Origin of the sequence: Reyranella soli (assembly GCF_007992495.1) — a bacterium.
GTDB classification, from domain to species: Bacteria; Pseudomonadota; Alphaproteobacteria; order Reyranellales; family Reyranellaceae; genus Reyranella; species Reyranella soli.
Genome location: NZ_BKAJ01000247.1, coordinates 1 through 10,230 on the forward strand (window position 1 = coordinate 1; position 10,230 = coordinate 10,230).

The window sequence follows — 10,230 nt, forward strand, 5'->3', positions numbered from 1 at the left end:
CGATCCGAAGCCTCAGACTTCAGGGACGGCCGGGCTCAGCCCGGCCGTTTCTTTTTGAGAAGACATGCTAGCCTCCTGTCCAAGACAACATCGGGAGGAAACATGAAAGTGATCACACGGCGCCACGCCGTGGCGCTGGGTTTGGCCTCGCCCTTCATCGCAACAGGCGCGCGAGCGCAGGCGCCGTGGCCGTCGAAGCCTGTGCGCTTCATCGTGCCGTTCCCGCCCGGCCAGGCGGCGGACATCTTCGCTCGCCTGATGGCCGAGAAATTGACCGACGTCTGGAAGCAGCAGGTCGTGGTCGACAACAAGGGTGGCGGCGGCGGCATTCCCGGCGTCGAGGCCGGCAAGACGGCGGCGCCCGACGGCTACACCTTCCTGATCGCCACCTCGGGCACGTTCGGCGTCAATCCCAGCCTCTATCCCGACCTGCCGTACAAGCCGCTGGTCGACTTCAAGCCGGTCACCAACATCATCCGCGGACCATTGGTGATCGTGGCCCATCCCAGCTTCCCCGCCAGCACGGTGGCCGAGCTGATCGAGCTCGCGCGTAAGGAGCCGGGCAAGCATTCCTATGCCTCGGCCGGTCCCGGCACGGCGCAGCATCTCAGCATGGAGCTGTTCAAGCTGCAGGCGAAGCTCGACATCGTGCACATCCCCTACAAGGGCTCCGGCCCGGCGATGGCCGATCTGCTGGGCGGTCACGTCAAGCTGATGATGGACAGCACTGCCTCGTCGCTCGGCGCCATCCGCGACGGCCGCATCAAGGCGCTGGGTGTCACGACGGCGCGTCGCGCGCCGTTGCTCGACAACGTGCCGCCGATCGGCGACACCGTGCCCGGCTACGATTCGGCCGGCTGGTCCGGCCTGGTGGCGCCGGCCAGGACGCCGGACGAGATCGTCAACAAGGTGAATGCCGATCTCGTGGCCTTGATGCGCGATCCCGCGGTGCTGCGCCAGTTCGAGGAGCGCGCGACCTTGGCGGCGCCGATGACTCCGGCCGAATTCGCCGACTTCATGGCCAAGGACATGGCGACCTGGGCCGAGGTGGTGAAGGCCACGGGAACGAAGCCGGGCACCTGATCTAGAGGAAGCCGACCCAGCGGCCGGCGACCAGCACCGAGAGCCAGAGGATTGCCGAGCAGCCGGCGACGAGGCGGACGCTCGGATGGACCGTCCCGCCGTCGAGGGCGAGGCGAAAATGCCGGTTGCGGTGCTGCACGGCGATGTTGAGGAGGGCTAGGGCGAGCAGCGCCATCTTCCACAGGAACGCGGTGTTCGCGAGATACTCGCGCGGCTTCACCGAGAACAGCCACAGCCCGGTGACGATCGCGAGGCCAAGTCCGATCGCCGCGCTGCGCGCCAGGAAGGGCGCGATCACCGCCAGCGGCACGCCGCGAATGAGCCCAGCCAATCGCAGGTCGAGCGGCAGGATGCCGCCGATCAGCAGTCCGATGCTCGCGATGTGCGCGGCATTGACGAACAGATAGATCGTGCCCGAGCGCTGCAGCAGGACGGCGCCCGGCCAGGCGCCGATCCAGTCGACGAGCGTCATCTGGCGCGCGCTCAGTTCGTCTTGATGCGCTCGGGATAGAGATCGTAGGTCTTGCCGGCGACGGTGATGCGCACCGCCTTCATCCAGAGCTGGCTCTTGTCCTTCGAGCGGTTGCCCAGCACGACGACGGCGTCGCCTGGCTTGGCCGATGCGGCGGTGAAGCCCGCCCGCTCGGTCTGGTTGGGATTGGCGAGATCGATCAGCCACTGCTTGCCGTCGGTCGCCGTCACCTGCAGCGACGGATGCGGCGGCGCCATCGACACCGACTTGACGATGCCCGAAAGCTCGCTCTGCTGGTCCTCGGCCCAGTTCCAGCCGTGATGGGCGAGCGCCGGCAGGCTGGTTGCCGCAGCGGCACCGGCGGTACCGAACAGAAGCGCGCGACGACGGCTCAATCGGATGTGCATCAGGTCCTCCCTGGCGGAAGCAGCTGCAATGATCGTCATGTCCTAGCGCCTTGTCGAGGCGATCGATGCGGTCAGCAGGTAGTCGTGCATCTCCGGCGAGAGTTCCAGGCCGTCACGCTCGGCGATGCGTCGGCGCTCGTAGCGCAGGTCGCCGGGCAGGCGTCCGGTCCCGGCCTCGCGCAACTGCTCGATCAGTTGCTCGATGCGGTCGAGGAAGCTGTCGCCGAAGCGCCGCGGGTCGATCAGCAGCAGGAACTGCCCCGCGTTCGAGGTCACCGCACCCGGGATCGTTGCCGACCGGTCCTCGAAGCCGAAGCGCGCGCCGCCCAGGGTCGCCAGCACCTCGATCATGAAGGCGAGCGATCCGCCCTTGACGCCGCCGAACGGCACCAGGGCGCCGTCTCGCAGCACGGCGTCGGGATCGGTGGTGGCCTGGCCGTCGCCATCGACGCCCACGCCTTCCGGCAGCGGGCGCCTGGCCGCCGAGGCCAGCAACACGTCGCCTTGCGACATCACGCTCGATGCCTGGTCCCAGACGACCGGCGGCCGCGATCTGCGCGGGCAGGCGAAGGCCATCGGGTTGGTGCCCAATACCTTGTGCGTGCCCTGCCACACGACCATGCTGGCGCGGGTATTGACCATGGTGAGGGCGATGTAGCCGTCCACCGCCAGCGGCTCGATGTCGGGCCAGAGCGCCGCGAAGTGATGCCCGTCGGCCGTCGTCATGATCGCCGAGCCCTGGCGGTCCGCCATGGCGCGCAGTCGCGGCGCCGCCTCGGCCAGCGCTACCTGGGCGAAACCGTTGCGCGCGTCGACCTTCAGGAGGCCCGGTCCGGCTTCATGCACCACGGGCTCGGCCGCGCCGTCGACCCAGCCGCTCGAGAGACTGCTGACGTATCCGGCCAGCCGCTGCAGGCCGTGGCTGCGGCTGCCGTCACGCTCCGCTGCGACGATGGTGGCCGCGAGCAGCGGTGCCCGCGCCGACGCCACGCCGTGACGCGCCAGCACCTGTTCGACCAGCGACTGCAGATCCGCGACGGCGATCTTCATGCCGCGCAGTGTATCAGTACGTCGCGAAGATGCGGGCAACCTCCACGGGGTCCGATGTGCGGGTGAGCGCGAGAGCCAGCAGCAGCCGCGCCTTCTGCGGGTTGAGGTTGTCGGCCGCCAGCACGCCGGCGTCCGCAAGCTTCTTGCTGCGATAGATGCGGCCCGAGCCGGCGCGCGAGCTTTGCACCACGACGATGCCCTGGCGCACGGCCTCGGCCATCGCCGCGAGATCGGCGGCGGGCGCCATGCCCGGCGCGAAGCCGGCCGACACCAGGCCCTTGGCGCCGGCGGCGATGAAGGCACGCATCGCGCTGCCGTCCGACCCGGCATAGGCATAGGCGATATCGACGCGCGGCAGAGCGTCGAAGTCGGCGACGTCGAACTCGGTATCGGGCATGTGGCGCCGCTCGGGCTTGCGGTAGTAGGCGATGCGGTCGGCGTCGGCGTGCCCCAGCACGCCGAAGTCGGGTGTCCGGAAGGTCTGCATGCGCCAGTTCGAGGTCTTGGTGACCTCACGCGCCGCCTGGATCTCGTCGTTCAGCAGCACCAGCACGCCGCGGCCGCGGCTCGCCGGATCGGCCGCCGTGCGCACGCCGTTCACCAGGTTGATCGCCGCATCGGTCGACAGGCCGGAGGCCGGGCGCTGCGCGCCGATCACGACCACCGGAATGTCGACCTTGAGGACCAGGTTCAGGAACCACGCGGTTTCTTCCAGTGTCGCCGTGCCATGGCCGATGACGATGCCGGCGAGGTCGGCATGCTCGGCCGCCAAGCGATGGCAGAGGACGGCGAGGTCGCGCCATTCGGGGAAGTAGATTTCGGGGCTGATCACGTTGCGGAAATCGACCGGGATCACCTCGGCGATCTCGTTCACCACCGGGAAGCGGTCGACGATGGCGCTCGCATGCATGCGGTTGTTGTGGATGACGTAATCCTGCAGCTCGAGCGGATGGACGCCCAGCGAGGAGATGGTGCCGCCGGTACCGATGAAGGCCACTTTGGGCCGGCTTGCGTTGCTCAGAGGAGGCTCCTGTGAAAGAGCTTCACCGACGCAAGAACAATGCCGTGAAGCAACGATTGAGCGCGCTCTACTGGCCGTTTCGGTCGCGCGGCTGCGCGCGTTTCTCCGACGGCGGAATGCAGCGATGGCCGTGCACGCCCGCTTTGCGGACCGCCGCCTCGAGTTCTTCAGGGGCGTATCGATCGCGATACGGCCCGACCGCCCACGCCCAGCCTGCCGAGACCATCATCGCCTGCAGGTCGTCGTCGCCGGCAAAGCACTGCGCCATCGGACGGCTGTTGCGGCTGTCGACATCGACCTGCTTGCAGGTCACCGGGCGGCCCGCGATGAACTCCTCGAGCGCCTTCTTGGCGAGCGGTGCTGGGTGCCACTGGCCATCGTCGCATGTCTGTCCCTTAGCGGGCGCTTCGATCGCGAAGAGGCGCACGAACTGGGATGCGAACCGCACCGTATTGCCATCGACGACCTGAAACCTCGGCTTCGCAGCCGGCCTGACGGTCGTGTCGTCGTCAGTCTGCGCGACCGCGGCAAACGACCACAAACAGGTAAGCAAAATGAGGCGCCACATGAATGCGCTATTTTGCACGCCCCGGCTTGTTGCGGAAGGACTTGCCGCGGAGAGATTTCAACACGATGTCGTTGAGCATTGGCACGCTGAGGGTTAGAGGATGCAAGAATGGCTGACGCAATTTCCTGCGATTCCGATGCACCGCCGCGACCGCCAACCTTCGTGCAGATTCGGCCGCCGGCGGCTCCCGGCAGCGCGGGTCGCAAGCTCGGCATCCTGGGCGTCGGTCTCGCGCTTGTCGCGGCTGCCGGCTGGGCAGCCTACCAGTGGACTGACAAGCCACCGGCTGCACCTGTGGTGTCCCAGGCCGCACCACCCGTGACTGCCGCGCCGGCTCCGCAGCCGGTGCCCGTGGATCTGTATGGCGAATTGGCCCGGCGCGCGGTCGATGCTGCCGTTGCCGAGCCGCCCTGGAGTCGGGAATCGCTGATAGAGCGGGTATCGCCGTTCGATCCGTCCGGTGGCGCTCGCATGCCTTCCAGTGCGCCGCCCGCCGACACAGCCAGTGCGGCGAATGACGGTTCATTCGAGATGGCGGTACAGCTCGGCAAGGGAGAGACGATCGGAAGCGCGTTGAAGAAGCGTGGCTTCGCGGCGGACACCATCGCCGAAGTCATCTCAGCCCTGGCGCCGCATATCAGCCTCAAGCGTCTGCCGGCCGGTCTGGACATGACGGTGGAGGTCCGATCGTCGGGCGAGGAGGGCGCCAAGCCGATCCTGCAGGCGCTCACCCTCCACCCCGAGGGGCGTCGGGAGATCAAGGTCGAGCGAAATGGCGACGGCAACTACGCCGTGGAACGGCAGCGCCGATAGAAGTCACAACTCCTTCTCGGCGAGCTCGCGGAACTCGTCGGGAACGGAGCGGAAAGGCCCGAAAGCCACCGAACCGTAGGCGATCGACGCCCAGCCGAAGCGATCGCGGATGCGGTCGACGGCGCGGTCAGCCGAATGACGCGCCAGGCCCCGCCGCGTGCCGGCACGGCGCTCCTCGTGCCTCGCACCGAGTGAGAATTCCAGCTGCAGCCTGGGATGCTTCTCCAGATGCGACACCGAGATCGCGACCAGAGAGATGTGCTTCTCCTGCGGGTGATCCGCCAGCGCGGCGCGCACCAGCTCCTCGGCGATCTCCGTCAGGCTGGCCGTCGCCGCGATCGGCGCATCGAGCGTGAGCGAACGCGTGACACTGCGCAGGTCGGCGAAGCGCACGCGCACCGTCACGGTGCGCCCGGCCAGCGACTTGGCGCGCAGCCGCGTGCCGATGCGGTCGGCAAGATGGGCGAGCGCCGGCCGATAGACGTGGGCGGTGGCGGGCTTGCGGCCCAGCGCCGACTGGGCGCCGGCTGACTGCGCGCGATGGTGCGTGCGGATCTCGCGCGGATCGCGGTTCCACGCCAGCGCCAAAAGCTTCTCGCCTGCCGCCGGGCCCAGCAGGCGGTCGAGCGCGTGCGGCGAGGTGTTGGCGAGCTCGCCGATGGTCGTGACGCCGCGCTCGGCCAGCCGTTGGCGCGTGACCGGACCCACGCCCCACATCAGGTCGACCGGCAGGCCGTGCAGGAACGCCAGTTCCTTGTCGGGATCGACCACGACCAGCCCGTCGGGCTTGGCGACCTGCGAGGCGATCTTGGCCAGGTGCTTGGTGCGCGCCACGCCGACCGAGATCGGCAGCCCGAGCTCGCTCTTCACGCGCTGGCGGATCTTCCGGGCGATCTCCGCCGGCGAGCCGAAGAGATGCGTGCAGCCCACGACGTCGGCGAAGGCCTCGTCGATCGAGATGCGCTCGACCAGGGGGGTGAAGTCGTCCAGGACTTTCATCGCGGCGTCGCCGAGCCGCGAATACTCCTTGAAGTGACCGCCGACGAAGATGAGCTGAGGGCAGAGCTCGCGTGCGCGCCGTCCCGGCATGCCGCCCTTCACGCCGAACGCCTTGGCCTCATAGGACGCCGCCAGCACCACGCCACCGCCGACCGCGATCGGCTTGCCGCGCAGCGACGGATCGAGCAGCTGCTCGACCGAGGCGTAGAAAGCGTCCAGGTCGGCGTGAAGGATGGTAGCGGCGGTTTCCATTCCACTCTCGTGGCAACGGAAGAACAAAAAGAGAACAATTTGCACAGTCTGTCAAGTATCAGGTGGTGGCCTCGACCCGCCGCTTCAGCGCAGCGTTGAGCTCGGCAAAAGAGCGTGCCGTGTCGCCGAGCATGGCGCCGAAGGCGGGCACCAGCAGGCCGCTGAACGTCTCCTCATGGCGCAGATGGCAGCCGCCCGATCGCGGCTCGATGATGAAGGCATGCTCGCCGTCGAAGATACCGGGCAGCAGGACGCGACCGAGCCAACGCAATTCATGATCGGGCTCGGCGACGCGCACCGTCGGTCGGAACGTCATTGGCTTGCGGTTGACCGGTTGCACGGCCACCTCGAGCCTGGCGCCGACCTTCGCCTCGCCGGCGATGCGGCGGATGAACGGATTCCATTCGGGATAGGACGGGAAGTCCACGAGCACGCGCCAGACCATCGCGGCCGGCGCGTCGATATCGATCGCGGTCGCAATGCGCCGCGTCATTTCCGGACCGTCAGGCGGCCTTTTCCTTCACGCCGGGTCCGATCGAGAGCTTGGCCTTGGTCTTGGCCTTGGCCTCGTCGACCGTGACGCCGTCGGCGAGCTCGACCAGCGTCACGCCGCCGTCGCCCGTCTTGTCGATGGCGAAGACGCCGAGTTCGGAGATCACCATGTCGACGACGCGCTTGCCGGTGAGCGGCAGGCTGCATTCCTTGAGGAGCTTCGAGGCGCCGTCCTTGGAGACGTGCTCCATGGTGACGATCACCTTGCGCACGCCGGCCACGAGGTCCATGGCGCCGCCCATGCCCTTCACCATCTTGCCCGGGATCATCCAGTTGGCGAGGTCGCCGTTCTCGGCCACTTCCATGGCGCCCAGGATGGAAAGATCGATGTGGCCGCCGCGGATCATGCCGAAGCTGTCGGCTGACGAGAAGTACGACGTGCCCTTGAGCTCGGTCACGGTCTGCTTGCCGGCGTTGATGATGTCGGGATCGACCTCATTGTCGAGCGGGAAGGGGCCGACGCCCATCATGCCGTTCTCGCTCTGCAGCGTGATGTCGACATCCTCCGGCACATAGTTGGAGACCAGCGTCGGGATGCCGATGCCGAGATTGACGTAGAAGCCGTCCTTCAGTTCCTTGGCGGCGCGCGCCGCCATCTGTTCGCGGGTCCAGGCCATGGTCGTCGTCTCCTAAGCCTTGCGGATGGTGCGTTGCTCGATCTTCTTCTCGTAGGGCGCACCGCAGATGATGCGCTTCACGAAGATGCCGGGCGTGTGGACATGGTCGGGATCGATGGCGCCGACCGGCACCAGCTCCTCGACCTCGGCGACGCAGAGTTTCGCCGCCGTCGCCATCATCGGATTGAAGTTACGCGCGGCCTTGCGATAGACGAGGTTGCCCGCCGCGTCGCCCTTCCACGCCTTCACCAGCGCGAGATCACCGAACAGGCCGCGCTCCATGACGTATTCATGGCCGTCGAACACCTTGGTCTCCTTGCCCTTGGCGACCTCGGTGCCGACGCCGGTCTTGGTGTAGAAGGCCGGGATGCCCGCGCCGCCGGCGCGGCAGCGTTCGGCCAAGGTGCCCTGCGGGTTGAACTCGATCTCGAGCTTTCCTTCCAGGTACAGCTTGGCGAAGGTCTTGTTCTCGCCGACGTAGGAGCTGATCATCTTCTTGACCTGCCCGGTCTCGAGCAGCAGGCCCAGCCCCTCGCCGTCGATGCCGGCATTGTTGCTGACACAAGTCAGATTCTTGACGCCCGAATCGCGCACGGCGTGGATCAGCTTGTCGGGAATGCCGACCAGGCCGAAGCCGCCGCACATCACCATCATGCCGTCGTGCAGCACGCCCTCGAGCGCCGACTTGGCATCCTTGTAGACCTTGTTCGCCATACCACCATCCTTCGTACCCCGCCGTCATACGGCGGCAGAGGGGCCATGGGCAACCTCTCTTGCCGGAGCGCGGACTTCCAGGTCCGCTCATGACTCATGAAGCGGATCTGGAGGTCCGCGCTCCGTCAGGCCGCCTTCTTGGCGTGATGGCTGTGCAGCTTGGCGCCCAGCACGCGTCGGATGGCGTTGAATTCGGGGCTGGCGACGTCCCTCGGCCGCGGCAGGTCGAGCTGGTTGTCGCTTTCGATGCGGCCCGGCCCGGGTGTCATCACCACCACGCGGTCCGCGAGGAAGATCGCCTCCTCGATCGAGTGCGTCACGAACACGACGGTGAGCTTCGTGCGCTGCCAGATGTCCAGAAGCTCGTCCTGCAGGCGCTCGCGGGTCATGGCGTCGAGCGCGCCGAACGGCTCGTCCATCAGCACCAGCTCGGCGTCGTTGGCCAGCACGCGGGCGATCGCCACGCGCTGCTTCATGCCGCCCGAGAGCTGATGCGGATAGGCGGTGGCGAACTTCTGCAGGCCGACCAGCTCGATGAACTTGTCGACGGTGTCCTTGACCTCGCCGCGGCCGAGCCCGCGCGAACTCGGGCCGAAGCCGATATTGTCGCGCACCGACAGCCAGGGGAACAACGCGTAGTCCTGGAACACCATGCCGCGCGAGGGGTCAGGTCCCTCGATCGACTTGTCCCACATCAATGCGTGGCCGGCCGACGGCTGCTCGAAGCCCGCCATGATCCTGAGCAACGTCGACTTGCCGCAGCCCGAGGCGCCGATCAGGCAGACGAACTCGCCCTTGGCGATGGCGAGCGAGGCGTCGGACAGCGCATGGATCGTCTGCTCCTGCAGCCGGAACTGCTTGAAGACGCGGTTGATCTGGATGATCGGGATCGAGGCTTCAGCCATTGTTGTGGCTCGGGCTCCAGCGCAGCAGGCGATTGCCGATGCTGACGACGATGCGGTCGGAGATGTAGCCCGCCAGCCCGATCACGATCATGCCGCAGATCACGAGGTCGGTGCGCGACAGCGTGCGGGCATCCATGATGACAGCGCCCAGGCCCTGCGGCACGCCGGTCATCTCGCCGACTACGATCACGAACCAGGCGAGCCCCAGCCCGAGGCGGAGTCCGGTGAAGATCGAGGGCGCGGCGGCCGGCAGCACCACCTTGTAGAACTGGGCGTTGCCGCGGCAGCCCAGCATCGAGGCGGCCTCGAACAGCTTAGGATCGACGGATCGCACGCCGAAGATGGTGTTGAGCAGGATGGGATAGAAAGCGCCGAGACAGACCAAGGCGAAAGCCGACTTGGCGCCCAGCCCGAACAGGATCATCGACAAGGGCAGCCAGGCAGTGACGGGGATCGGCCGCATCACCTGCAGGAAGGGATCGAGCAGCATGCGCGCCGTCGGCATGCGGCCCACCATCATGCCGATCGGCAGGGCGAACAGGGCGGCCAGCGCGAAGCCGCCATAGACGCGGCTCATCGACGCCAGCAGGTGGGTGGTGAGCGTGGCCGAATAGGCGTCGTCGTAGATGCCGCCCACGGCGAAGTCGACCATGTACTCGGCGACTTCGTAGGGCGTGGGGATCAGCTTGGTCCATTGCTGTGTCGTCGCGACCTGCCAGAAGGCAAGCAGCAGCAGCGGCACGATCAGCGCCAGCACGACCGGCTTGGCGCGCCGCC

General features: G+C 67.3%; 13 protein-coding genes. 2 read left to right on the top strand and 11 right to left on the bottom strand.

The genetic code is table 11. The features are described 5' to 3' along the window. The first annotated feature begins 102 nt into the window (after positions 1 to 102). Positions 103 to 1,083 (top strand): Bug family tripartite tricarboxylate transporter substrate binding protein, encoded by a 981-nt coding sequence (locus tag RSO01_RS44085; protein ID WP_147156976.1) that lies wholly within the window; start codon positions 103 to 105, stop codon positions 1,081 to 1,083. Position 1,084: 1 nt separating this feature from the next. Here the strand turns inward: RSO01_RS44085 and RSO01_RS44090 are convergent, their stop codons facing one another. The 5 genes from RSO01_RS44090 to RSO01_RS44110 all read right to left on the bottom strand — a co-directional run bounded on the left by RSO01_RS44090 (position 1,085) and on the right by RSO01_RS44110 (position 4,601). After that, on the bottom strand, positions 1,085 to 1,555 hold the full coding sequence (locus RSO01_RS44090) for a DUF6644 family protein (RefSeq protein WP_147156978.1): 471 nt from the start codon (positions 1,553 to 1,555) through the stop codon (positions 1,085 to 1,087). Between the two features lie 11 nt (positions 1,556 to 1,566). After that, positions 1,567 to 2,001: a DUF6152 family protein gene (locus RSO01_RS44095; RefSeq protein ID WP_373867998.1), complete on the bottom strand. Its 435-nt coding sequence runs from the start codon at positions 1,999 to 2,001 to the stop codon at positions 1,567 to 1,569. Between the two features lie 3 nt (positions 2,002 to 2,004). Continuing rightward, positions 2,005 to 3,012, bottom strand: a complete 1,008-nt coding sequence (locus tag RSO01_RS44100; protein ID WP_147156979.1) for an Ldh family oxidoreductase — start codon at positions 3,010 to 3,012, stop codon at positions 2,005 to 2,007. A 13-nt stretch (positions 3,013 to 3,025) separates the two neighbouring features. Further along, positions 3,026 to 4,009 carry an asparaginase gene (locus RSO01_RS44105; protein ID WP_246159225.1) on the bottom strand — a complete coding sequence of 328 codons (984 nt, stop codon included), beginning with the start codon at positions 4,007 to 4,009 and terminating at the stop codon, positions 3,026 to 3,028. A gap of 91 nt (positions 4,010 to 4,100) precedes the next feature. Next, positions 4,101 to 4,601, bottom strand: coding sequence for a thermonuclease family protein (locus RSO01_RS44110; protein ID WP_147156983.1), 501 nt, complete (start codon positions 4,599 to 4,601; stop codon positions 4,101 to 4,103). Between the two features lie 108 nt (positions 4,602 to 4,709). On the opposite strand from RSO01_RS44110, the gene RSO01_RS44115 reads away from it, so the two are divergent. Continuing rightward, a complete protein-coding gene (locus RSO01_RS44115) occupies positions 4,710 to 5,414 on the top strand; it encodes a hypothetical protein (RefSeq protein WP_147156985.1) in 705 nt (234 codons plus the stop codon). 3 nt (positions 5,415 to 5,417) lie between these two features. On the opposite strand, the gene dinB is transcribed toward RSO01_RS44115, so the two are convergent. From dinB to RSO01_RS44145, 6 genes are all read right to left on the bottom strand, one after another. Then, positions 5,418 to 6,665 carry a DNA polymerase IV gene (dinB, locus tag RSO01_RS44120; RefSeq protein WP_147156987.1) on the bottom strand — a complete coding sequence of 416 codons (1,248 nt, stop codon included), beginning with the start codon at positions 6,663 to 6,665 and terminating at the stop codon, positions 5,418 to 5,420. Between the two features lie 58 nt (positions 6,666 to 6,723). After that, positions 6,724 to 7,158, bottom strand: a complete 435-nt coding sequence (locus RSO01_RS44125) for an SRPBCC domain-containing protein (protein WP_147156989.1) — start codon at positions 7,156 to 7,158, stop codon at positions 6,724 to 6,726. A 10-nt stretch (positions 7,159 to 7,168) separates the two neighbouring features. After that, a complete protein-coding gene (locus RSO01_RS44130; protein WP_147156991.1) occupies positions 7,169 to 7,834 on the bottom strand; it encodes a CoA transferase subunit B in 666 nt (221 codons plus the stop codon). Between the two features lie 12 nt (positions 7,835 to 7,846). Next, entirely contained in the window at positions 7,847 to 8,548 is a 702-nt protein-coding gene (locus RSO01_RS44135; protein WP_147156993.1) for a CoA transferase subunit A, read from the bottom strand. Positions 8,549 to 8,673: 125 nt separating this feature from the next. After that, the gene (locus RSO01_RS44140; RefSeq protein WP_147156995.1) at positions 8,674 to 9,453 is read right to left on the bottom strand and encodes an ABC transporter ATP-binding protein; all 780 of its coding nucleotides are present in this window, start codon (positions 9,451 to 9,453) and stop codon (positions 8,674 to 8,676) included. Continuing rightward, positions 9,446 to 10,230: ABC transporter permease (locus tag RSO01_RS44145; protein WP_147156997.1), on the bottom strand; the 785-nt coding region annotated here is incomplete at its 5' end. The genes RSO01_RS44140 and RSO01_RS44145, both read right to left, overlap by 8 nt.